This is a genomic window from Microbacterium sp. Clip185 (assembly GCF_028743715.1).
GTDB lineage: Bacteria > Actinomycetota > Actinomycetes > Actinomycetales > Microbacteriaceae > Microbacterium.
This window is the reverse complement of the sequence record NZ_CP117996.1, coordinates 2,935,933-2,958,935: the sequence shown is the minus strand read 5'-3', so window position 1 is coordinate 2,958,935 and position 23,003 is coordinate 2,935,933. Positions and strand designations below refer to the sequence as shown.

17 protein-coding genes are annotated in these 23,003 nt (G+C 69.3%); 10 read left to right on the top strand and 7 right to left on the bottom strand.

Annotation, left to right across the window (positions count from 1 at the left end; all coding sequences use genetic code 11):
* Positions 1-50: 50 nt before the first annotated feature.
* The 4 genes from PQV94_RS14410 (at position 51) to PQV94_RS14395 (ending at position 3,647) form a co-directional block, all read left to right on the top strand.
* Positions 51-1,523: a DHA2 family efflux MFS transporter permease subunit gene (locus tag PQV94_RS14410; RefSeq protein WP_274286457.1), complete on the top strand. Its 1,473-nt coding sequence runs from the start codon at positions 51-53 to the stop codon at positions 1,521-1,523.
* Entirely contained in the window at positions 1,520-2,176 is a 657-nt protein-coding gene (locus PQV94_RS14405; protein WP_274286456.1) for a DsbA family oxidoreductase, read from the top strand. The genes PQV94_RS14410 and PQV94_RS14405 overlap by 4 nt, the downstream gene beginning before the upstream one ends.
* 126 nt (positions 2,177-2,302) lie before the next feature.
* Positions 2,303-3,172: an oxidoreductase gene (locus PQV94_RS14400; protein ID WP_274286455.1), complete on the top strand. Its 870-nt coding sequence runs from the start codon at positions 2,303-2,305 to the stop codon at positions 3,170-3,172.
* A gap of 64 nt (positions 3,173-3,236) precedes the next feature.
* On the top strand, positions 3,237-3,647 hold the full coding sequence (locus PQV94_RS14395; RefSeq protein WP_274286454.1) for a RidA family protein: 411 nt from the start codon (positions 3,237-3,239) through the stop codon (positions 3,645-3,647).
* Positions 3,648-3,667: 20 nt separating this feature from the next.
* On the opposite strand, the gene PQV94_RS14390 is transcribed toward PQV94_RS14395, so the two are convergent.
* The 5 genes from PQV94_RS14390 to PQV94_RS14370 form a co-directional block, all read right to left on the bottom strand.
* A complete protein-coding gene (locus PQV94_RS14390; protein ID WP_274286453.1) occupies positions 3,668-5,860 on the bottom strand; it encodes an alpha-L-rhamnosidase in 2,193 nt (730 codons plus the stop codon).
* Between the two features lie 92 nt (positions 5,861-5,952).
* Positions 5,953-8,025, bottom strand: coding sequence for a right-handed parallel beta-helix repeat-containing protein (locus PQV94_RS14385; RefSeq protein ID WP_274286452.1), 2,073 nt, complete (start codon positions 8,023-8,025; stop codon positions 5,953-5,955).
* Between the two features lie 65 nt (positions 8,026-8,090).
* Positions 8,091-8,966, bottom strand: a complete 876-nt coding sequence (locus PQV94_RS14380) for a carbohydrate ABC transporter permease (RefSeq protein ID WP_274286451.1) — start codon at positions 8,964-8,966, stop codon at positions 8,091-8,093.
* The gene (locus PQV94_RS14375; RefSeq protein WP_274286450.1) at positions 8,963-9,850 is read right to left on the bottom strand and encodes a carbohydrate ABC transporter permease; all 888 of its coding nucleotides are present in this window, start codon (positions 9,848-9,850) and stop codon (positions 8,963-8,965) included. The genes PQV94_RS14380 and PQV94_RS14375 overlap by 4 nt, the downstream gene beginning before the upstream one ends.
* A 55-nt stretch (positions 9,851-9,905) precedes the next feature.
* Entirely contained in the window at positions 9,906-11,285 is a 1,380-nt protein-coding gene (locus PQV94_RS14370; RefSeq protein ID WP_274286449.1) for an ABC transporter substrate-binding protein, read from the bottom strand.
* A 161-nt stretch (positions 11,286-11,446) separates the two neighbouring features.
* On the opposite strand from PQV94_RS14370, the gene PQV94_RS14365 reads away from it, so the two are divergent.
* Positions 11,447-13,963: a glycoside hydrolase family 2 protein gene (locus PQV94_RS14365; protein ID WP_274286448.1), complete on the top strand. Its 2,517-nt coding sequence runs from the start codon at positions 11,447-11,449 to the stop codon at positions 13,961-13,963.
* Positions 13,960-17,103, top strand: a complete 3,144-nt coding sequence (locus PQV94_RS14360; RefSeq protein WP_274286447.1) for a GH92 family glycosyl hydrolase — start codon at positions 13,960-13,962, stop codon at positions 17,101-17,103. Before PQV94_RS14365 ends, PQV94_RS14360 begins: the two co-directional genes overlap by 4 nt.
* A 6-nt stretch (positions 17,104-17,109) precedes the next feature.
* On the opposite strand, the gene PQV94_RS14355 is transcribed toward PQV94_RS14360, so the two are convergent.
* Positions 17,110-18,324, bottom strand: a complete 1,215-nt coding sequence (locus PQV94_RS14355; protein ID WP_274286446.1) for a serine hydrolase domain-containing protein — start codon at positions 18,322-18,324, stop codon at positions 17,110-17,112.
* Positions 18,325-18,400: 76 nt separating this feature from the next.
* Here PQV94_RS14355 and PQV94_RS14350 point away from each other — a divergent pair, with 76 nt between their 5' ends.
* The 3 genes from PQV94_RS14350 to PQV94_RS14340 are packed head-to-tail and all read left to right on the top strand — an operon-like array spanning position 18,401 to position 21,090.
* A complete protein-coding gene (locus tag PQV94_RS14350; protein WP_274286445.1) occupies positions 18,401-19,480 on the top strand; it encodes a LacI family DNA-binding transcriptional regulator in 1,080 nt (359 codons plus the stop codon).
* Between the two features lie 5 nt (positions 19,481-19,485).
* Positions 19,486-20,634 (top strand): GDSL-type esterase/lipase family protein, encoded by a 1,149-nt coding sequence (locus tag PQV94_RS14345; protein WP_274286444.1) that lies wholly within the window; start codon positions 19,486-19,488, stop codon positions 20,632-20,634.
* 57 nt (positions 20,635-20,691) lie between these two features.
* Complete coding sequence (locus tag PQV94_RS14340; RefSeq protein ID WP_274286443.1) at positions 20,692-21,090, top strand: VOC family protein; 399 nt, start codon at positions 20,692-20,694, stop codon at positions 21,088-21,090.
* 39 nt (positions 21,091-21,129) lie between these two features.
* Here the strand turns inward: PQV94_RS14340 and PQV94_RS14335 are convergent, their stop codons facing one another.
* Positions 21,130-21,897 carry an alpha/beta fold hydrolase gene (locus tag PQV94_RS14335; RefSeq protein WP_274286442.1) on the bottom strand — a complete coding sequence of 256 codons (768 nt, stop codon included), beginning with the start codon at positions 21,895-21,897 and terminating at the stop codon, positions 21,130-21,132.
* A 165-nt stretch (positions 21,898-22,062) separates the two neighbouring features.
* Between PQV94_RS14335 and PQV94_RS14330 the strand changes: the two genes are divergently transcribed.
* Complete coding sequence (locus tag PQV94_RS14330) at positions 22,063-22,956, top strand: CPBP family intramembrane glutamic endopeptidase (RefSeq protein ID WP_274286441.1); 894 nt, start codon at positions 22,063-22,065, stop codon at positions 22,954-22,956.
* The last annotated feature ends 47 nt before the right edge of the window (positions 22,957-23,003 follow it).

The window sequence follows — 23,003 nt, the reverse complement described above, 5'->3', positions numbered from 1 at the left end:
GTTAAAGCGGTACTCAGTGCCGCTTGCGCACATCGTCCCAAGGAGATGTCATGTCAACCACCTTCGCGGCTCCCGCCGCTCCCGTCAGCCCCTTGCGAACGGGGCCGGCGATCGCTCTTCTGCTGGTCTCGGCATTCGTCGTGGTACTGAACGAGACGGCAATGGGGGTTTCGATCCCGCACATCATGGAAGGTTTCGGTGTCTCGGCAGCTTCCGCGCAGTGGCTCACGACGGCGTTCATGCTGACGATGGCCGTGATCATCCCGATCACGGGAGTGCTTCTGCAGCGCTACAGCCTCCGCCGCAACTTCTTCACGGCGATGGGTCTCTTCTCCGTCGGCACCGCCATAGCCGCCGTGGCCCCGGTCTTCGAGATTCTTCTGGCCGCGCGCATCGTGCAGGCGCTCGGGACGGCCGTCATGCTCCCGCTTCTGTTCACGACGGTGATGCAGCTCGTCGCGCCGGAGAAGCGAGGCCGCACGATGGGGCTGGTGACGATCGTCACGGCAGCCGCTCCCGCGCTGGGCCCGACCGTCTCGGGTGTCATCGTCTCGTCGTTCGGCTGGCGATGGATGTTCATCATCGTGCTGCCCATCGCGCTCCTCGCGATGGTCGCCGGCATCCTGTGGCTGCGCAATGTGACGCCCACGATGCCCGCTCGCTTCGATGTTCTCTCGGTACTCCTGTCGGCGGTCGGGTTCTCCGGCCTCATCTACGGGCTCGTCGCCGTCGGTGAGGGCGTCGTCGGCAACGGCGGGCTGCCCGCCTGGATCTCGATCGCCGTCGGGGCCCTTTCCCTGCTGGGGCTCGTCCTGCGTCAGCTGGCGTTGCGTCACACCGATCGCGTGCTGTTGGACGTGCGCGTGTTCGCCGGCGGACTGTTCGCCGTGTCGACTGTGGCGATCGTCGTGGTGTCCATCGCGCTGTTCGGCTCGCTCATCCTTCTCCCGCTGTACATCCAGCAGGTCCTGGGTCAGCCCGCCTACGTGGCCGGTCTGATGCTGCTGCCGGGAGGCATCCTGTCCGGCCTGCTCGCGCCCTTCGTCGGAATGGCGTACGACAAGCTGGGGCCGCGGGCGCTGATCCTTCCCGGAGCCGTCATCGTCACCGGTGCGATGGCCGCCTTCTCCACGCTCGGCACACAGACGCCCGTATGGCTCGTCATCGGAATGCACGTTCTGCTCAGCATCGGGACCGCGCTGATGATGACCCCGCTGATGACAACCGCGCTCGGGGCGGTGAAGCCGTTGCTCTACCCGCACGCGAGCGCGATCGTGAACACGCTGCAGCAGGTCTCCGGCGCCGCCGGCGTCGCGCTGTTCGTCACGTTGTTCAGCGTGGCGGCGGGGGCAACAGGGGGAGCCCCTGCTGCGTCGCTGGCAGGCGGGGTCGGCGTCGCCTTCGGCGTCGGGGCAGCGATCAGCGCCCTCGGCATCGTGCTGGCACTCTTCCTGCGCAAGCCCGATCATGCCGCGATGGCCAGCGGTGCGGATGCGGACGCTGAGGAGGTGACGGCGCGATGATCGCCTCCGGGACGCCCGTCCGGGTGGATGTCTGGTCCGACGTGCAGTGCATCTGGTGCTACATCGCCGGTGCCCGCCTGCGCGCGGCGCTGGAGCGGAGCCCGGTGGCCGTCGACGTCGTCTACCGCTCGTTCCAGCTTTCGCCGGATGCCCCCGTCGAGATCGATCGGGAAGCCCACATCCGCAGGCATGGCGGCGATGCGGCACGTATGGCCCAGATGCTCGCGCACCTGGAGCGTCTCACCACCGATGAAGGCCTCGAGTACCGTCCGGACCGCACGCGACCGACCAACTCGCGGGCTGCGCTGGAGCTGCTGCATCAGGCGCAGGCCGAAGGCAGGCGGGCCGAGCTCACGCAGCGTCTGTTCGAAGCGCACTTCGCCGAGGGGCGGCACATCGGCCTCGTCGACGAACTCCTCGCGATCGCCGGCGAGGTCGGGCTCGATCGCGCGAGCGCCGCCGCATCGCTCGCGGATGCGCGATGGAGCACGGCCGTGGACGCCGACGTTCGAGAGGCCCGGCGCCTGGGTGCCCGCGGTGTGCCGTTCTACGTCATCGGCGGGGTCGCGCGCCTGTCCGGTGCTCCCTCCGTCGACGACCTGCTTGCGGCGTTCGAGCACGCGTCGCGGGCAGTCGCCGTCGAATCAATCTGACGTCGCTGCGGAACCGAGGCATTCGTCGTCGCCACTTAGGCACTTCCAGGTAACTACTTCCGAAGGGGTAGTGATGTCGTCCATATTCGTACCCGCTCGATCGTTCACTCTCGAAAGGTTCAACCGATGAGTATCCCTTCCCCTGTTCCCGGCGGCACGTGGTCCCTCGGAGACAAGAGCGTGACCCGGTTCGGCTACGGGGCCATGCAACTCGCCGGCCCGTGGGTGATGGGCCCGCCCGAAGACCACGACGAGGCGATAGCCGTTCTCCGTTCTGCGGTGGAGGCCGGCATCACGCACATCGACACCGCCGAGACCTACGGCCCGCGCGTGGTCAACGAGCTCATCCGTGAGGCCCTGCACCCTTACCCTGATCAGCTGCTGATCGCCACGAAGGCGGGTGGGCGACGGGATGCGCAGGGCGGTTGGCCGCCTGCGCGCACGCCGGACGAGATTCGCGCGCAGGTCGCGGACAACCTCGAGACCCTCGGCGTTGACCGGCTCGATCTGGTGCATCTTCGACTCGGAGACGCATCCGGCCCCGTGGAAGAAGACATCGCGGACGCCTTCGGCGCCCTCGTCGACCTCCAGAAGGAGGGCGTCGTGCGCCACCTCGGCGTCAGCAACGTGACCGCCGCGCAGGTGGCGCAGGCTCAGTCCATCGCCCCCATCGTCTCGGTGCAGAACATGTACAACCTCGCCAACCGTGCGGACGATGCGTTGATCGACCGGCTCGCGGCGCAGGGCGTCGCCTACATCCCCTTCTTCCCCCTCGGCGGCTTCACGCCGCTGCAGGCGGGAGCGCTGGATACCGTCGCCCGTCGCTCGGGGACCACCCCGATGTCCGTGGCGCTCGCGTGGCTCCTGCTCCGCTCGCCGAACATCCTGCTCATCCCCGGTACGTCATCCCGCGCGCACCTGCGGGAGAACATCGCCGGGGCAGGTCTCGAACTCTCCGAGGAAGACCTGAGCGAACTCGACCGCATCGCGGGCTGATCCCGCGAGGGGCCGGTCCCGATGTGCGAGGGCCGGGCTGAGGAATGAAAGGCAACAACGAGATATGAGCGTCGAACTCGTCACACCCGAAGGAATGTTCCGACCCGTCCCATACCACCACGTCGCCGTCGCCACGGGCAGTCGCCTCGTGAGTGTGGCGGGCCAGATCGACAGAGACGGCGACCGCGGTGCCACATCGGTCGGGGACCTGGCCGGACAGGTCGTGCAGGCCTTCCGGAATGCGGCACGCGGCCTGGCGGGTGTGGGCGCGTCCTTCGCCGATGCGCACCGCATCCGGATGTACGTCACCTCCTGGGAGCCCGCCAAGGCGGAGGCTCTGCTGGCGGGGCTGGCTCGGGCGCAGAAGGAGCTGAACCTGCCCGAGCCGCTGCCGCCGCTCTCGCTGCTCGGGGTGGAGGCACTGTTCGAGCCGGACGTGCTGTTCGAGGTCGAGGTCGACGCCGTGCTGGAATGAGCCGGCGATGGTTGCAGCGCTCAGCCGGCGACCCGTCGGGCTCTTGCGGCGACGGCCGGGGCGAGCTCCACGTCGACGCCGTCAGGAGCGGAGTACTCCACCTGCAGGTCATCGCTTCCCTGCTCCCGGTGCCACGAGACCCGGATGGTGCCTGCAGCCGTCTCGATCGAGGTCCGGGCCCACGACATGCCGGCGGGCGGGCGGGGGTCGATACGCACGCGACGCCACCCCGGTGCGAGCGAGCTCAGACCGCCCACGACGCGGTGGATCCAGTCGGCCACCGCCCCGAGCGCATAGTGATTGAAGCTCGTCATCTCGCCGGGATTGACCGTGCCGTCGGGCAGGAGGGAGTCCCAACGCTCCCAGACGGTCGTCGCACCCAGGAGGACGGGCGCGAGCCAGCCCGGCGTCGAACGGTTCATCAGCAGCGCGTGGGCGTCGTCGAGATGGCCCGTCATGGTCAGCGCGTCGCACAGGTACGGTGCGCCCGCGAATCCGGCGATCACCCGATGATCCGCCGCGCGCACGAGGTGTGCGAGCCGCTCTCCCGCGGCCTGAGCCTGGTCGCCCTCCACCACCGCGAAGACGATGGCAAGGGCATAAACCGCCGGCGCGTCCGAATGAAGTCGCCCACCCTCATCGGCGTACGCGCGATGGAAGTCTCGACGCAGGCGCTCCGCGCGTGCGGTCCACCTCCGCGCATCCCGCGTGCGTCCGAGTACCACGGCTGCGGCGGCGACCCGCCGGAGACTGCGAAAGAGTGCGAGCGTCGCGATCGCGCCGGGATCCGCAATCGCTTGGAACGGATCGTCGGGCGGGGCGGTCGGATCGAGCCAGTCGCCGAACTGGAAGTCGTCTTCCCACACGCCCCGCGGTGACAGCCTGCCCAGCACCCGCTCGACGTGGGCGGTCATGCTGTCCCAGCTGTCGGCCAGAACCGTCGCGTCGCCGTACGCCTCCCACAGCGCCCACGGCACCCAGACCGCGGCATCGCTCCAGATCGCCACCGACTCCGGCTGCTCTCCGGATCGCACGCTCCAGCCGGGCAGCGCATCGGGCACGACGTATGGCACGCGTCCGTCGGCCGCCGACTGCTCCGCGCGGAGGTCGGTCAGCCATTCGCGCAGAAAGCCGTCCATGTCGAAGAGGAAGCAGGCGGTCGGCGCGAACACCGCGATGTCACCCGTCCAGCCGAGCCGTTCGTCGCGCTGCGGGCAGTCGGTGGGGATCCCGACGGTGTTGCCGCGCAGGCTCCAGACCACGTTCCGGTGGAAGCGGTCCAGCGCAGGATCGGAGCAGGAGAAGCGTCCCGTGCGCCCCAGCGCGCTGCCGACGATGACGGCTTCGACGTCACCCTCCACCTCGTCCCAGCCCTGGATCCGCGCGTAACGGAAGCCATGGAAGGTGAACACGGGTTCAACATCGTCGGCGCCGCCCGACAGGACGATCACGTCCTCCGCCCTCGCGCTGCGCAAGGGGCGAAGCGCCAGCCGACCGTCGGGATCGAGCACCTCGGCATGCTGGATGACGAGTCGGTGTCCGCGCGGGCCGCGGGCACGCACTCTCACCCAACCGACGAGGTTCTGGCCGAAGTCGAAGACGCTCCCGCCGTCGGCATCCCGCCACGATTCGACCGGTGCTCTGCGCTCGTTCCGCCTGATCGGCGGGCCCTGGAACGGCACGAGGACCGATCGGTCCAGGGGCTCCGTCTGCACCGGATGGCGTTCGTCGAGCTCGCGCGACAGGTCGATCGTCTGGCCGTCGTAGAGATCGTCCGCCACCGTGGCCGTGCGCATCGCATCCCATCGCTCGTCGGTCGCGATGCGCAGACCGGATGCGTCCGCGAACCGCAGCGTGAGCACGGCCGCCGCGCCCGGACGCTCGCCGTAGCGCGCACGCTGGCCCATCCATCCCAGCCGGCCGCAGAACCATCCGTTGCCGACGCTCAGCTCGATGCGGTGCCGCGCGGCCTGGATGAGGTGCCCGGTGACGTCGTAGGAGACCACCCGCATCCGGTGCTGGTACGCGCTCCAGCCCGGCACGAGGACGTCCTCGGTCACGGGCCGCCCGTCCACCCGCGCCTCGACGAGTCCCTGGACGGCGATCTCGAGTGTGGCGGATACGAGGTCCGCGGGCACCACGACCTCCCTCACGAAAGCGGGTGCACCCTCGAACCCTTCCGGTGCACGCAGCATCCATGCTCCTTCGAGCATCCGCTCTCCTCTCGTCCTCGGATCGGTGTGTGCGGGGAAGCGCTGCGAGTCGGCGGCCATCGTCCGGCGGCCACCGACCCGCAGCGGCCGGGTCACCCGATCGTGATGTCACCGATCTGCACGCCCCAGGCCGACACAGGACCGAAGCGCACCTCGACCGCGCGTGTGCCTGCCGGCAGCGCCCCGCTGGTCAGGGTGCGCTTCGTCCATCCGTTCGTCGTCGCCACGGCGGCCGTCGCCGTGGTCGCGACCGGCGTCTCGCCTCCGGAAGCGTCGAGCGCGACGACTGTGAGGGAGCTCGGCTGCTGATTGAAGAAGTAGCCCGAGAGGGTCACCGTCTTGCCCGGCGTGGCGTCCCATCGCACCCAGCCGGCCTGATTGTTGGTGCGCTTGATCCGCGACGTGTCACCGGCCATGTTCGATGCCGGCCCCGTGGTGTCCAGCACCACGTTCGCGGACCGCGCCGTGCTGATGCTCCAGTCATCGGCCGGGTCGAACAGCGCAGGAGCGATCGCCGGCGGCGCCGCCTCGTGGAACCCTCGCGACGGAGCGGCCGTGGGCGACACGGCGTTGCCGAAGAAGTCGCGCAGGCCGTTGGAGGTCATCACCTGGCCGCTCGCGATCGCCGGGGACGACGCGGTCAGCTTGTAGGCGTCGGCGACGGCGAACCCGTCACCCGAGGTGCCGGCGGCGACGAACTGCGGGTCGGCGGTGATTTTCGTCGCATCGGCCGGCTCGCTCACCGGATGGTTGCCGGAGAAGACGTTCGATGCGAACGAGGCGTTCGTGCCGAGGCCCGGGTAGGTGTACTCGCCTGTGCCGTGGTTGTCGATGATGTTGTTCGTGAACGACCACTGCCCCGGTGTCGTGGATGCGCACGCCCCGGCGTCGCCGTCGCAGTAGATGGGCTTGGCGGGGGAGCCCGCCGGAATGTAGACGGTGTTGTTGTAGATCTTCACGGGCGCGGGCACTCCCCACGAGAAGGTGAAGATCCCCTTCTCGCCGCCCCAGCCGTCGTTCACCGACAGGTTGTCGCGCACGACGACGTCGCTGGAGAACCCGCCCATGAGCAGGATGAACCCGCCCTCGTTGTCGTGAGAGTAGTTGTACTGCACGCGGGTGTTGATGCTGCCCATGTCGACGTCGAAGCCCTGACCGTCGGTCGTGTGCGTCTGTGTTCCCGAGACCTCGTTGAACTGCACGAGGGTGTTCATCCCGCGGGTGGGCCAGAGCCCGGCTGAGGAGGGCATCACGGTGTCCTTGTTGTCATCCGTGGGCACGATCGTTCGTTGCCCGGCGCCGCGCACGACATTGTGCTCCAGCACGGCGCCGTCGGTGCCGAAGGCGAGGATGCCGTCGCTGTCCGTGTCGATGACCGTGTTCGCGCGGATGCGCACGTTCGAGGTGAGAGCGGACTGCACGATGACGGTCATGTTCGTCGTGAAGTAGCTCGCGTCCCAGACGACGATGCCGGTGCGTCCCACATCCTGAACGGTGTTGTTCTCGATGAGCACGCCGTCGAAGCTCGCGCCGAGCTGGGTCGTGTCCACGACGATGCCGCCGTTGTCGTGTGCATCGATGCCGTCGCAGTTGAAGCATCCGTTGACATCGCTCACGACGTTGCCCCGGATCACGATGCCGCGCTGCAGCGTGTTGCCCACGGTGTTGCGCACCAGGATGCCCGATCGCGGCGTCCCCGCGGTGGGGTCGCCGAAGTTGTCGGTGCCGGAGTTGTTCGACACGTCCAGATTCTGGATCGTCCACCAGCTCTGGTTCTGGAGCTGCACGGCGCCGCCGGTGGCGACGCTCGCGCCACTGATCTTGGGCAGTGCACCCGCACCGTAGGCGGAGATCGTGATCGGTGCGCCAGCCGTTCCGGATCCCCGCGGAGACAACTGGCCGGTCCAGGAGCCGCCGCGTGAGAGGAGGATGTTGTCGCCGCCGGAGAAGGTGTGCCCGTTCACCGGGGTGAAGGACTTCCAGGCGGTCGCCGGGCTGGTCCCCGCCGCGGAGTCGTTCCCGTTGGCGCTGTCGACGTAGTACGTCGTCGCAGCCGCGTTCGCGGGCGGCGCGACGAGCAACGCACCGCCTCCCAGAAGTGCGATGGCGAGCGCGCTCGCCGCCGCACGCCACCGGCCGTGGCGGCGGATCGATCGTTCGGTCATGGACATTCCTTTCTTCCACGCACGCGCCGTTGCGTGCGAGCTCAGGGGGAGGTGTCGGGGCCCGCTCAGTCCTTCATGCCCGCCGACAGGCCTGCGCTGGCCAGGAGCGGTCGTTGGAAGACGAGGAAGAGGCCGATCGGCACGATGGCCGAGACGACGAGGATCGCGAAGAAGGTGGTCAGGTCGTTTGTGCGCTCGAGGACCGGAAGCGCGACCGAGATCGGCCGCAGCTTCGGGTCCGTGAGCACCAGCGACGGCCACAGGTAGTCCTTCCATGCGCCGATCGCGGCCAGAAGTGCGACGACGCCGAGGATCGGTCGCGAGAGCGGGAGCACGACGCTGACGAGGATGCGGAGGGTCCCGGCGCCGTCGACCTCGGCGGCCTCGATGAGCTCGCGCGGGATGCTCCGGAGATAGCCGGTCACCAGCAGCACCGCGAAGGCATTGGCGCCGGCGGGCAGCCACACCGCCCAGAACGTGTTCTGCAGCGAGACACCCGTTCCGAACAGGTCGACGATGGTCAGATACAGCGGGACGAACGAGACGATCGCGGGCAGGAAGATCGTCGCCAGGATGCCGCCGGACAGCAGCGGCGCCCATCGTGGTCGCATGATCGCGATCACGTATCCCGCGCTCAACGACACCACGACGGAGACGATCGCAGTGCCTGCGGCCATGATGAGCGTGTTGCCCAGCAGTCGCGCCGTGTCGACGCCCTGGAAGGCGTCGACGTAGTGCTGCCACTCGGTCATCCGCCCGAAGACGCCCAGCGGGTCTCGCAGGACGTCGCCCGTCTCGCCGAGCGATGCGGCCACGAGCCACAGCAGAGGACCGAGTCCTGCCACGGCGAGTCCGACGAGCACGAGCGCGTGAACGATCCGCAGTGTCCAGATGACACGCGGTCGGCGGTGCTCGGCGGGGGTGAGCAGTCCGACGCTCATGATTGCCATCTCCGGGTCAGGCGCAGGTACACGGCGGACAGCAGGGCGAGCGTGAGCGCGAGCAGCAGCCCGAGCGCCGTCGCTGCGCCGTAGTCCGCGGAGCCTCCGAAGGCGTACCGGTACATCAGCAGCAGAACCGTCAGGGTCGCGTTCTGCGGGCCTCCCGAGGTCATCAGGAACGGCTCGGTGAACACCTGCGCCGCCCCGATCAGCTGCAGCAGCAGCATGACGAGGATCATGGTGCGCATCTGCGGCAGGGTCACGTGCCAGACGCGTCCCCAGACGGAAGCTCCATCCAGCGCCGCCGCTTCGTACAGCTCCGGCCGCACCGCCGTGAGGGCTGCGAGGTAGACGAGCACGCTCGTGCCGGCGGCCGCCCACGTCGCCTGGACCACGATCGACGGCATCGCCAGGGCCGCATCATTGAGCCACGCGAGGGGGCCGATCCCGAACGGGCGCAGCAGGCTGTTGAACAATCCGTTCGCAGCCGGATCGTAGGCGAACCGCCAGAGCAGGATCGCGACGACGGGAGGCACGATGACCGGGAAGTAGGCGAGGGCCGCATACAGGCCGCGGCGGCGTGCACGAACCGTCGAAATGACGACGGCGAGCGCGAGGGGGAGGGGGAATCCGAACACGATCGCCAGAGCCGTGAACCAGAGGGTGTTCATCACCGCTTGTCCCAGCTGCGGGTCGGCGAGGATGTAGGCGAAGTTGTCCCAGCCGACCCATTCGACGGGGCCGACGAAGGTGGGCCGCTGGACGCTCATCAGGGCGCCGAGGATGATCGGCCACCACGAGAACGCGGCGAAGATCACCAGCGTGGGAGCGGCGACGGCAAGGGCGGTCAGACTCGCGCGTCGACGTCTCGAACGAACGGACATGGGTTCCTCCGGAAGAGGTGAGTGGCGGCGGTTCGGGTCCGCCGCCACTCACGGTTCAGCGGGACAGCAGCGACTGAGCGGTGCGGGCCGCGTCGGACACCAGCGTGTCGATGTCCGCGTTCTGATCGGTGATCACTGCCTGCACGACGGGGTCGAGCGTCGCGTAGATGTCCTGCCCTCGAAGGGCCGGCTCGGAGGTCACTTTCTGCTCGGCCACCTTGTCGAGGTAGGGGCGGAAGTTGTCGACGGGGACGTTGTTCAGATCCGCGATCCACGACAGGTACTGCTCGTAGGCGTCCGCCTTGACGACAGGCAGGCCGGGGATCGCGACCGCCGACCCCTGCGAGGCGAGGGCCTCGGCGTCGGCACGCGCCGCCTCCTCGCTGCTGTACTTGCCCAGCTCGGCCAGCTGGATCCACTCGACTGCGGCCTTGATCTGCGCCGGGGATGCGTCGGGGCGCACGATATCGATGTTGCCGCCGGACAGCGTGGTCGGCGCGTCGCCCTCGGCGACGGTGGGCATGGCCGCGAAACCGAAATCGGCGGCGGGGAAGGCGAGCTGTTCCGTCAGCGGGCGGTACGCGTCGGATTGGAGGACGAACATCCCCACCTGTCCTCCCGCGAACGCCTGCGCCAGATCGAGCGCCGCCATCAAGCCGTTGGGCGACATGCTGTTGTCCTTCCAGCGCATGTCGTGCAGCAGCTGGAGGGCATCCGTCGTCGGTGCGTCGTCAAAGGTGATCTCATCGCCGCTCGCATTGACCAGGGACCCGCCGCGAGCGGCGGCCTCGGCGCCGAGCACCCAGCCGCCCTGATTGTCGGTCGTGACCTGGGCGAATCCGGGTACCCCCGTCTTCTCGGTGATCTGTTTCGCGGCTGCGCGAACGTCGTCCCAGGTGGCCGGGGGCGCATCCGGGTCGAGTCCGGCCTTCTCGAAAAGCGCCCGGTTGTACACGAGCCCCATCGCGTAGGCCATGGTCGGAACGCCGTACATCTTGCCGTCTGCGGAGACGAGATCGATCAGCTGCGGGTTGAGCGCTTCGGTGACGCCCATTGCGTTCACGGCGTCGGTCAGGTCGGCGACCTGAACGCGCTCGACCAGCCCGCGGATCTCGGTGAACGGCACACCCATGACAGTGGGCAGATCTCCGCCCGCGAGCCGGGCGGAGAAGGTCTGTGCGTCCCAGCCGTCCTCCGTCGTGGTCACGACGTAGTTCGGGTGTTGCGACTTGTATGTCTCGACCAGCGATTCGAACAGGGCCAGGCGTGCGGTCTCGGTCGCGGCCGGCTGGTTGCCGATCACGATCTCGACCGGGCCGTCTGTGGCGGCGGGAGTGCTGGAGGTGCAGGCGGTCAGCCCGGCGACGGCCAGTGCGGTCAGGGCGGTGAGTGCCGCCGCGTTCTTCCACGCGCGGGGGCGGAGTGGTTTCTTCATCGAAACTCCTCTTTCTGAGGTCTGATTGCCGATGACTCGGTGCGTGTTGTACTTTGGGTCGGGTCAGTTGCCAAAGCGCTTTTGCACATTAGCCCCACAGTATCGCCGGACGCAAGATGCGACCCGGAAATCGCGATACGACGAGAGACGAGGACGACGCCGTGCTCATCCGCATCCCGACCGACGGACGCTGGCGGCTTCGTGCCGCATCCGGTCCGGTCCCCGACTCCATCGCCGCCCAGAGCTTCGATGCTCCGGTGCCAGGTGATGTCCACATGGCCCTGCAGGAGGCCGCCGCCATCCCCGATCCGTTCGATGACGACAACGAGCAGCGACTCGCCTGGATCGGGCACTCCGACTGGGAGTACCAAACGACGCTGCCCGCCATCGAGACGGACGCCGAACGCATCGAGCTCGTGCTCTACGGCGTGGACACCCACGCCGACGTGACGATCGCCGCCGAGCCGCGCGCGCGCCTGTCGAACATGCATCGAACCTGGCGCATCCCGGTGCCCGAGCTCGCCCACGGCGAGGTGGACCTGCGGGTGGGTCTACGCTCCCCCGTCGAGGCCGCGGCGGCCGAACGGGCCCGGCTCGGCGAGCGATGGGCGGTCTTCAGTGAGCTCTCCCCGTTCATCCGCAAGAATGCGAGCGCATTCGGCTGGGACTGGGGCCCCGCGCTGCCGGGAGCCGGCATCTGGCGGGATGTAGAGGTCCAGGCGTGGTCGACAGCGCGGTTGAGTGCGGTGCGGCCCACCGTGACGATGCAGGGCGACGACGGGATCATCGCGCTCGACATCGAGGTGGAGCGCACCGAGGAGACCGGCGCCGATGCGGACCTGGGGCTGCTCGTCGAGGTCGGCAGCGCTCGCACCTGGATTCCTGCACCGCCGCGCACCCACCGCCTGCGCGGGGAACTCATCGTCAGGCGACCCGAGCGGTGGTGGCCGGTCGGCATGGGAGCACAGGCACTGCACGACCTCCAGATCACCCTCGTGGACACCCACGGCACGGCACTGGATGCGTGGAGCCAGCGGATCGGCTTCCGCGACCTCGTCGTGGAGCAGATCGACGACGAGGCCGGGCGCAGCTTCGGTCTCACGGTCAACGGCGTCCCGATGTTCGTGCGCGGCTTCAACTGGATCCCCGACGACACCTCCGTGGCGAGGGTGACGCCGGACGACCTCCACCGCCGCATCAGACAGACTCTCGACCTCGGGGGGAACCTGCTGCGCGTGTGGGGCGGCGGAGTCTTCGAGTCGGACGCGTTCTACGAGGCCTGTGATGAAGCGGGGATCCTCGTCTGGCAGGACTTCCTGTTCGCGTGCGCTGCCTACCCCGAGGAGGCGCCCTTCGCCGACGAAGTGGAGGCCGAGGCTCGCGAGAACATCACCCGGCTCATGCCGCATCCGAGTCTTGCGGTGTGGAACGGCAACAATGAGAACCTCTGGTTCTGGTTCCTGCACGACTGGGAGCACGTGCTCACGGGCGCGACCTGGGGTGAGGGCTTCTACACCGATCTGCTTCCTCGCCTGGTCGCCGAGCTCGACCCTGCGCGCACCTACCTCATCGGAAGCCCGTCCTCCGGCGGCCGATGGGACGACCCGAACGACCCGAGCCGCGGGGTCGTGCACTGGTGGATCCCCGACGACTACCGCGCCTACGACGAGGTGCGTCCGCGTTTCGTCTCCGAGTTCGGTTTCCAGGGGCCGCCCGCGCGCGCCACCTTCGACGCGGTGGTGCACGACGCCCTTCCCGCGCCCTTCTCCGCCGGGTCCGTGCAGCGACAGAAAGCCGAGGGCGGCACCGAGCGCATCAACGACGTGCTGCACGCGCACTTCGGGGTGCCTGCCGACTTCGACGAGTGGTACTGGCTGGCGCAGCTCGACCAGGCGCGAGCCGTGCGCTACGGCGTCGAGAGATTCCGCAGCCTCGAACCGCACTGTCGGGGCACGATCGTCTGGCAGCTCAACGACTGCTGGCCGGCCCTCTCGTGGTCGATGATCGATGTCGCCGACCGCTACAAGCCCGTCGCATATGCGGTGCGAGAGGCCTACCGCCCCCGCATCCTGGTTCTGCGACATGAAGAATCCGGTCCGACGCTGTTCGCGTGCAACAGCACGGACATGCCCTGGGAGGTCGACGTCGACGTGCAGCGGTGGACGCCTTCGCGGCAGAGCGCCCAGCGCGTGATCCGCGTCAGCGCTCCCGCCCACGCCGCGGTTCCCGTTGCGCTCGCCGACCTCGGCGACGCGCTGGCCGGCGGCGAACTGCTCGTCGCGACCGAGATCGCCGGGCAGGGCGCCGATGCGCCCCGGTTGCGTACCGTGCTGCTGGGAACGACCGATCGCGACTTCCCGGATGCGGAGCCGGCGTACGACATGAGCGTGGCCGAAGTCCACGACGGGGTGGCCGTGCGCGTGACGGCGCGTTCTCTCCTGCGTGACGCGACCATACTCGTCGACATGATCGATCCCGACGCCCACGCCGACCGCAATCTGGAGACGCTCCTGCCCGGAGAAGCCGTGACGTGGGGCATCCGTACCGCTGCGCCGGAGTCGTTCACGACGGAGGCCATCCGTGGTGCGCTGCGCACGGCGCGTGCAGCCGCGGTGCGCGACGACGATTACCGTGGGCTGGCACAGCTCGAGGCGGAGAAGCAGGCCGCCCGGAGATGACGACGTTGGAGTTGTTCCCCGACGAGGGCCCGGCCTCTCCGCCGGCCGCGGCAGCGGGCGCGGGGATCTCCGGAGGGGCCTGCTTCGGCTTCCGTGCCCCGGCCGTCGGCGCGGCTCGTTCGACGCTTCCGGGCTGGGCGCACGAACCGGTCGTCGCCGAGGGCGACGAACTGGTCTGGGCGGTGATGCCGGCCTTCGACGAGGCGGCGGTCGACGTGCGAGACGGATTCCGCGCCGGCGCCGTGGCGATCGATCTCGTCACGGACGACGGCCGACGCCTTCTGGACGTCGTCGGCGTGGAGACCGACGGCACGCGTACGGCGGCGGATTCGCGCGTCGATGTCGACTTCCCCGATCAATGGAACGAGCGCAGGGTGCCGCTCTCCGCCCTGGCGGGAACGCGCATCCTGCGCGCCGAACTCGTCGTGGATCCGCCGATGCCGCGCCGTGAGACGGGTGCGGCACTGCGCGGGTGGGTCGACGGCGTGCGCATCGAGCACTCACGAGCGTCTTCGGTGCCGGGGGCGACCGTATCGCCGTCCGATCGCGTGTCGACCACGCGGGGGAGCCACTCATCTCCTGAGCGCTCCCGAGGCAACACGCAGCCCTTCGCCGGCGTCCCGCACGGCGGCTTCCGCATCGCGCCGGCGACGGACCTCTCCAACGGGCACTGGACGTACACCTGGAATGCGCACGGACCCGGGCCCGACCCCGCGCTGGCGGGAATGCTCGTCTCCCGTTCGCCGAGCATCTGGATCGGTGAGCGCGGCGCGCTGGCCATCCGCATCGGCCTCGAGCCCGACGATCGGACCGGGGTTGCCGCCGAGCCTTTCTCGCACGACGACGAGGAGGCGCGCCCCCACCGTTACCGGCTGCGCACGCTCTCGGGTATCCGCATCGATGCGGCGGCGACGGGTGCTGCGGCCGTCATCGAGATCGACATGCCCCGTCCCGGTCTGATCGCGCTCACCGCGCCCGGAAGCGCCCTCGACGATGTGCTGCCGCTGGAGGATGCGACCGCAGTGACGGTCGCGGCCACATCCGTGATTCCGAGCCCCCACGAGCCCGACCCCGTGCGCAGCTATCACCACCTGCGCCTCACCGGCGTACGGGTGGAGACGGATGGGCGCGGGGCCGATGCCGTGCTGTGCACGACCGCACCTCGGGTGCGGATCGAGCTGGCTGCTTCACAGATCTCGGCCCGACAGGCGAGGATCGCGGCCGAGGATGTGGCAGGCGTGCCCATCGAGGACATCGCTCGACGCGCGCGAGAGCTCTGGGACGAGATGCTCTCCGTCGTGGAGGTGAGTGGCGCCGGCGAACTGCCCGCGCTCGTCGCCTCCGATCTCGCGCGGCTCTTCCTGTTCCCGACCCGCCACGACGAGGACACCCCCGAGGGGTCGGCGTACCCGAGCCCGACCGAGCGGGACGGGCCCGACACCGCTCAACACACGGGGCGGGTCGTCCGAGCGGGACGGATGATGACCGACCACGGGTTCTGGGACACGTACCGCACCTGTTGGCCGGCGTTCGCGTTGCTCGCTCCCGCTCGTGCCGGCGCTCTCCTCGACGCGATGCTCGAACACGTCCGCGACGCCGGCTGGTCGCCGCGATGGACCGCGGGCACGCCGCTCGACGCGATGGTGGGGACGAGCCTGGACGTCGTCAGTGCTGACCTCCTCCTTGCCGGGATCGGCGGGTTCGATCAGGAGCAGGCCTACATCGCCGGGCTGCGCAACGCGACGACGGTATCCGACGACGCGCGGTTCGGGCGCAAGGGTCAGGATGCGGCGCTCGTGCGCGGCTGGGTGCCTGCCGAGGTGCACGAGTCGGTGTCATGGACGCTCGAAGGCTGCGTCAGCGACGCCGCCGCAGCGGTGCTCGCGCGCGCCCGTGCACGCTCCACCACCGGAGCCGCCTCGCGCAGGGCTCACGCAGAGGCGCGCTTCCTGGCGCATCGAGCCCACGCGTACCGGAGTCTCTGGGATTCATCGACGGGGTTCTTCCGTCCCCGCCGCGCAGACGGGAGCTGGGCGGACGAGCCCTTCGACCCGCGGGTGTGGGGCGGAGGGCACACCGAGACGAACGCGTGGGGCTCGCGCTTCGGCGTTCCGCATGATGGCGCAGGCCTCGCGCGACTGCTCGGTGGACGAGAGGGCCTCGGCGAGGCGCTGGACGCGCTGTTCGAGACGCCGGAGACGGCCCGAGCCGCGTTCGCGGGAAGCTACGGCCGCGTCATCCACGAGATGCCGGAGGCGCGCGACATCCGTCGTGGGATGTGGGCGCTGTCCAATCAGCCGGCACACCACGTGCCGTGGCTGTACGCGCATTCCGACCGGCCGTGGCGGACGAACGACATCGTGACCGACGCGGTGGACAGGCTGTTTCGCGGATCTCGCATCGGTCAGGGATATCCGGGCGATGAGGACAACGGCGAGATGTCGGCATGGCACCTTCTCGCGGTCATCGGCCTCGCCCCGTTTCCCGCGGGATCGGGCAGCATGCTCTGGACGGCACCGCGTCGCGCTCGCACGAAGCTGCGACCGATCGGTGCGGCGCCCACGGAGATCGTCACGCACCGTCGCGACGACGCCGATCGCTACATCCGCGCCGTGCGGCGCGACGGCCGGCCCTGGACCTCCCCGACCGTCGGCATCGCCGACCTCCACGCGGGCGGACGGTGGGACATCGAGCTCGGCTCGCAGCCGGTGGCATGGAGTGAACCCCTTCCCGCCCTGCCGCACTTCGCGCCGGACGGGGTGACCCAGACCATGATGCGCGATGCGGTGGACACGGTCTCGATCAGCCGTTCCTTCACGCGACGCTTCGCGCGGCTGACGCCTGGCCGGTGGCGTGTCGAGGCGGGCGTGAGGCTCGACGTTTCGCTCGACGATGGCCCGCGCGCCGATCAGCGGGCCCTTCTCGTGCTCGGGCTCGATGAGGCGGGGCAATACTCCTTCACCGTCGAGACGGCGCCGGGCGTCGTCCTCGGCGCATTCTCCGATGAGCAGTGGCCGTGGGCGCGTCAGGTGCGTCCGTTCGAGCTCGACCTCCCCGCCGCATGCGATCGGGTACGTATCGTGTGGCGGTCCGGCCCCGCCCACCTCTGGCTAATGCAGATGCTCGTCGACGAGGTGTGACGGCGCTTACGCGCTCTCGAGTGCCGCGAGCAGGAGCTTCCATCGGGGATCCTGCCCCGGCTCCGGGAACACCATGCGCTGACCGATGAACGCGAAACCGGTCCGCGAGGGTGCGTGCGCGAAGGCGAGGCGTCCGCCCATCCCTGCGTGCCCGAAAGACCCTTCGCCGAGCATCGGGCAGAGCGCATGAGAGATCTCGAACCCCAGTCCCCACCGGTGGGTGGTGGCAGCCCCCGGAAGGCACTGCGGCTCGCGGATGCCGCCCAACCAGTCGCGGGATGCCAGCGCCGCCGTCGCGTCGTCGAGCAGCCGCACGCCGTCCACCGGAGCGACGCAGGCGCCGTAGGCGCGAGCGAGCGAGCGAGCGTCGGCGATGAGGCCGCCGCCGGGAATGACGGCGCGCCGGAACCCTCGTCCGTTCACCCGCTCCGTTCCCTGCACCCCGTCCGAGCGCTCGAACAGGGGAACGATCTGCAGGGTGCTGAGGTGGGCGGCCCGACACGCGGCGTCCGACGCCTCGGGTGTGCCGCCGGGAGGCGGCGGTGGGACGATCTCGTCCATGAGAACGGGGAGGTAGCGGTCGTCCTCCTCGGGAGGGAGCCCCATCCAGAGCGCGCCCCCGAGCGGGTCGGCTATGCGTTCGCGCAGCAGGGCACCCGCATCCTTGCCGGTGACGCGCCGCAGGATCTCGCCGGCGAGGAAGCCGTAGCTGAGCACGTGATAGACGCGCGCACTGCGCGGCGCGTAATCCGGCGTGGCGGCGGCGAGCCGGGAAGCGAGAGCGGCAGGATCGAGCAGATCGTCCGGCCCCTCGATGGGGAGCGTGGGCATTCCCGCGGCGTGGGTGAGGACGTCTGCGACCGTGATGTCTGCTTTGCCGGCTGCAGCGAACTCCGGCCAGTACGCGGCGACGGGGGACGCGGGATCGAGAGCACCCGCCTGCACCTGTTGCGCGGCGAGGAGCGCCACCATCCCCTTGGCAGCCGAGAAGGCGAGTGTCGTGCTCTCGCGCTCCCAGCGCGCGCCCGAGAGCGGATCGGTACCGCCCCAGAGATCCACGACGGTCTCGCCCTCGACGACGATCGAGAGGGCGGCGCCGGCCGCATCCATTCTGAGCACCTGGGCGAATGCCTCCGCGACGGCCGCGTATGCCGGATGGACGTAGCCGCGGGGCGCCTGCTCATCCGAGGGGCTCGCGTGCGTCTTCGCATCTTCGATCACGCGCCGAGTCTACTGCCGAACCGCTTTGGCATAGGATGTGGATCCACGCGTTCTGTGACCGCGAGAGGATGTGCACATGCCGCAGAGATCCGCGCGCTTAGCCGATGTCGCCCGAGTCGCGGGAGTCTCCGTGCCCACCGCCTCGCAGGTGATGAATGGGACGGGGCGGGTGGCGGAGGCCACCCGCCAGCGTGTGCTCGATGCCGCGCAGAGCCTGGACTACCGGCCGAACGCGCTCGCTCGAAGCGTCGCCCTCGGCCGCAGTCGCACGATCGGCGTGCTGGCCGAGAACGCCGCGGGCGCATTCTGCATGCCCGTGTTGATCGGCATCAACAGGGAGCTGAGCGCGCACGATCTCGCCAGCATCCTCTACGACGCGCGCCATGACGAAGCGCTGCGCCATGATCACGTTCGGCACATGCTCGACCGTCAGGTCGACGGGATCATCGTGATCGGTGAGGGGCCCGACGTCGCGATCGCCGACATCGCTGCGACCGCATCGGTTCCCGTCGTGCACGCGTTCGGACCGCACGATTCGGGTCACGCGGTGGGCATCCATCCGGACGAGCGGGCGGGGGGTGCGCTCGCGGCGCGCATGCTCCTGGAGCAGGGACGCACGGCCATCGCCCACGTCACCGCCGCGGCGGACCTGCCCTCGGTTCGTGAACGCGCGGCAGGCTTCTCCGCCGCGTTGGAGGAGGCAGGCTCGGAGCCCGCGGCGATCCTGTACGGCGCGTTCAGTCGGGACTGGGGCCACCGCGCCGCCGAGATCCTGCTCGCCGACGCGCCGATGACCGACGCCGTCTTCGCCGGCAGCGATGCGATCGCGATCGGTCTCGCCGCCGGTCTGGAGGCCGCCGGCGTTCGCGTGCCGGAGGATGTCGCCATCGTCGGATACGACAACATCGCTGGATACGGCGAGGATGCTGACCCGTATCTCGCCTCGATCGATCCGCGTCTCACGAGCGTCGGGGAACGCGCGGCCGCGTATCTCATCGCGGCGCTCGACGGCGATGAGGGTGACGACGCGCCCGTATCCCCTGCGTATGCGCCCGGTGCCACCACGCGCGGCGGTGAGGATGGCCGTCTCGCCCTCGTGGAGACTCTTCTTCGCACGGTCACCGCGCCTCCGGTGCGCGGTGCATCGCAGAGGTGAGGGCGGTGAGCGTGCTCGCCCACGCCACCGTCTTCCCCTCGGAATCGGTGGAGGTCGTCGGTGCCTTCGACTTCGTATCCGGCCGCTACGGCGTGCGGCCGCGGCGGCTGCCCGCGTGGACGCGTCGTCAGATTCCCGATCCCGGCTTCGATTTCGTCGTGGGGATGACCTCGGGCGTGCGAGTGGCTCTCACCACCCGCGCCGCGGTGGTGGAGCTCGATCTGATGGTGGTGGGCATCGACACGGGCGGGGTCTGGGCGCCTCCCGCGCTCGTCGAACTGGTCGTCGACGGGGAACGGTGCGAGGCGGCGGAGGTCCCGGCCGAGCGCCACGAGCTCATCGCCGCGGACGGAACCTGCACACAGCAGGGATCGGTCGTGACCGTGCGGTTCGCGCTGCCGGTCTGTCGCATCGAGGACCACGCGGTCGAGCTCTGGCTGCCGCACACGGCCGCGGTCGAGCTCGTGGGGCTGCGCGCAGACGCTCCCTTCGCACCACCGCGCGATGCCCGGCCGATCTGGGTCCACCATGGCTCGTCGATCAGCCAGTGCGGTGAGGCATCCGCGCCGACTCGCACCTGGCCGGCTGTGGCGGCGCGTGCGGGCGGTGCCAGTGTGCGCAGCCTCGGCTTCAGCGGCAACGCCGTCGGTGATCCGTTCGTCGCGCGCACCATTCGCGACCTGGCGGCAGACGTCATCAGCGTCGAGATCGGCATCAATGTGGTCAACGGCGATCTCATGCGACGTCGGATGTTCGAGACGGTGCTGCACGGGGTGCTCGACACCATCCGCGAAGGGCATCCCACGACGCCGCTCGTGGTCATCGGTCCCATTCCGTGCCCGTCGTTGGAAGCTGCTCCAGGGCCGACGGTTCTCGATGCGACGACCGGGCAGGCCATCAGTGCGGGAGATCCGCGTGAGCTGGAGCGCGGAGCGATGAGCCTCGAGGTGGTTCGTGACATCTGGAGTCGCGTCCTGAATGCGCGCTCCGATGATCCGCAGCTCTTCGCGCTCGACGGCCGCACGCTCCTCCCGGAGAGCGAGATCGGTGACCTGGATGACGGGCTGCATCCGAACGCCGCGGCATACGAACGGATGGGGGCGCGATTCGCGGACTACGCCTTCAGCGCCGGCGGTCCGTTCCGAGTCGAGTGAGCTCCGCCGCGGACTGACTCTTGACGCGCTCACGCCGATGTTGCCACGGTGTCCTTCATGAGCCTCTTCCTGACCTGCCCGGTTGCCGACGTCCAGCGTGCGACCGCGTTCTACACAGCCCTCGGGTGGAGCCGGAACGCGGAGATGTCGAACGACGACGTGTCGTGCTTCGCCATCGCGCCCGACCAGTACGTCATGCTCGGCAGCCGGGAGATGTACGCCAGCGTCGGCGGAACCGAGGATCTCATCGGAGGCCCCGAGACCCCCTCGAAGATCACGGTGTCGTTCGACCTCGACAGCCGCGAGGCGGTGGACGACCTCGTCGAACGGGCTCGCGCCGCGGGAGGTCGGATCGGCGACGTCGACGATTACCCGTTCATGTACCAACGACAGTTCGACGACCCGGACGGCTACCACTACTCGCCGTTCTGGATGAAGACCGAAACGACGACGTAGGGTCGTTCTCGCCTGGCGCAGAAGTTCGCGGCGCTCTTGTCAGTGGTCGAGATGGCGTGAGACGGCCTCGGCGACGGATACCGGGTCCTCGAGGGGTACGAAGTGGCCGGTGTCCACGGGGCGCAGTGCGACGTCGGTGAACCAGCTGGACAGTTCATCCGCCCACCGCGGGGGAAAGAGCGGATCACGCTCCGGCCACAGCATCGTCGTCGCCGTGTGGATGACGCCTGTGCCCGTGTACCCCACATTGTCCCGGTACCAGGCGAGACTCGCCTCGAAGGCGCCCGGGCGCGAGTAGGCCCGTACGACGCGGTCGAACCTCTCCCCGTGGACGAGGTCCGCGCCCGGCGCCCACGATTCGACAATGCCCTCGAGATAGGTGCGCACCGCATCCGAGCTGCCGTCGATCAGGCGGGAAGCCAGCCCGGAACGATGGAAGTGCTGGTACCAGAACCGATCCGCGAGCTCGGGCGCACCCGCGCGTGCGCCGATCCCGGGATAGCCGGGAGTCAGCACGGCCCCAGCGAACCGATCGGGAGCGATGCGGAGCATCGCCTGCGCGATGCGGCTGCCGATGTCGTACCCCACGACGACAAGCGGAGAGGATGTCGGGATGGTCGACAGCAGGCGCGCCCCATGTCTATCGGCCGAGGCTTCGCCGAGCAGAAGAGGGCCGTCGAAAGCCGCCCCGAAGCCTGCGAGCGCCGGAACGACGCAACGCGCGTGCGGCAGTCGCGTGACGACATCGTCGTAGTCCGAGGGGAGGCCCGGCCAGCCGTGGAGCAGCACGACCGTCGGTTGATCCATCGGGATGTTCCGCCTTCGAAGCAGGGACCGGAAGAATCCGCCGGAGGCGGTGCCCGGATGTTACCGCGCCGTGCGGCCCGGGTCTCGGATCTTTCGGGATTTCCGCGCCGGTTGCTGCGGGTTCCCCGCTGTCCGGCGCGAGCGTGCCTCTCCTAGCGTCGACGCGTGACCCCTCGACCTCCCGCATCCGCCGGCGCCCGCCGCCCGCCGACCGCCCCTTTCGTCGTCGCTTTCGCCGCCCTCGTGATGGGCGCGGTGGTGGCTGCGACGCTGCCCGTGTTCGCCGGCGCAGACCCGGCGTACCTCACCTGGTCAACACCGCTGTTGCAGTGGGTACCCTTCGCGGCGGTCCTGCTCCTGCACGGCATCTACCGCAGACGCCGTCGGTCGGCGACCGCTCCGGCCGGAGCCTCGTGGACCCTGGCATCCGCCACGGCGGTGGGTCTACGCGGGAGAGGACGCGCCATCGCTCGCACATCCCTGCTCGCGCTCGCTGCGCTGGTCGCGGTCGGCGTCGTGCCGGTTCTGGTCGCCGGCGCCGCGGGCTTCATCGAGCTGCGGTGGGCGGATGGTGCCGCTCTCGCCATCCTGTTGACGCTGCCCGTCTCGCTGGTCTTCATGATCCCCGTTGCCGGTGAGGAGCTGGCCTGGCGCGGATACCTCACCACCTTGCTCGCCCCCAAGGGCTTCGCCGTCACCACGGCTCTGATCGCGGCTCTGTGGGCGCTCTGGCATCTTCCGCTCACACTCGCGTATGCCTACGCCGGCGAGCTCGACGGGCGGGACGTCGTATCGAAGACGGTCGATCTGCTCCTCGCCGCCGTTCTGGTGAGTGCGCTGCGTTATCTCTCGGGGAGCGTATGGCCCGCCGTGTTCGCGCACGCGCTCTTCAACAACCTCTTCCAGATGGTGCAGTACAACTTCATGGCACCGTTGTCAGAGACGAGCGCGGCGGGCTACTGGTCATACATGGCGCTTTCGTGGGCGGCGTGGCTTGTCGTGGATGCGGTCCTGGTCGCCCTGGTGATGCGCAGGACGCGCGGGGTGCTTCCCGGTTGACATACGCGCTCTCTCTCTCAGCGTCAAGGTGCTGCGAGAGCCACGGC

Excerpts from the sequence above, each read along its gene's own strand:
- PQV94_RS14375 (WP_274286450.1), bottom strand. The coding sequence starts at position 9,850 with ATGTCCGTTCGTTCGAGACGTCGACGCGCGAGTCTGACCGCCCTTGCC.
- PQV94_RS14385 (WP_274286452.1), bottom strand. The coding sequence starts at position 8,025 with ATGACCGAACGATCGATCCGCCGCCACGGCCGGTGGCGTGCGGCGGCG.
- PQV94_RS14370 (WP_274286449.1), bottom strand. The coding sequence starts at position 11,285 with ATGAAGAAACCACTCCGCCCCCGCGCGTGGAAGAACGCGGCGGCACTC.
- PQV94_RS14335 (WP_274286442.1), bottom strand. The coding sequence starts at position 21,897 with ATGGATCAACCGACGGTCGTGCTGCTCCACGGCTGGCCGGGCCTCCCC.
- PQV94_RS14405 (WP_274286456.1), top strand. The coding sequence starts at position 1,520 with ATGATCGCCTCCGGGACGCCCGTCCGGGTGGATGTCTGGTCCGACGTG.
- PQV94_RS14360 (WP_274286447.1), top strand. The coding sequence starts at position 13,960 with ATGACGACGTTGGAGTTGTTCCCCGACGAGGGCCCGGCCTCTCCGCCG.
- PQV94_RS14395 (WP_274286454.1), top strand. The coding sequence starts at position 3,237 with ATGAGCGTCGAACTCGTCACACCCGAAGGAATGTTCCGACCCGTCCCA.
- PQV94_RS14410 (WP_274286457.1), top strand. The coding sequence starts at position 51 with ATGTCAACCACCTTCGCGGCTCCCGCCGCTCCCGTCAGCCCCTTGCGA.
- PQV94_RS14350 (WP_274286445.1), top strand. The coding sequence starts at position 18,401 with ATGCCGCAGAGATCCGCGCGCTTAGCCGATGTCGCCCGAGTCGCGGGA.
- PQV94_RS14400 (WP_274286455.1), top strand. The coding sequence starts at position 2,303 with ATGAGTATCCCTTCCCCTGTTCCCGGCGGCACGTGGTCCCTCGGAGAC.
- PQV94_RS14340 (WP_274286443.1), top strand. The coding sequence starts at position 20,692 with ATGAGCCTCTTCCTGACCTGCCCGGTTGCCGACGTCCAGCGTGCGACC.
- PQV94_RS14390 (WP_274286453.1), bottom strand. The coding sequence starts at position 5,860 with ATGCTCGAAGGAGCATGGATGCTGCGTGCACCGGAAGGGTTCGAGGGT.
- PQV94_RS14380 (WP_274286451.1), bottom strand. The coding sequence starts at position 8,966 with ATGAGCGTCGGACTGCTCACCCCCGCCGAGCACCGCCGACCGCGTGTC.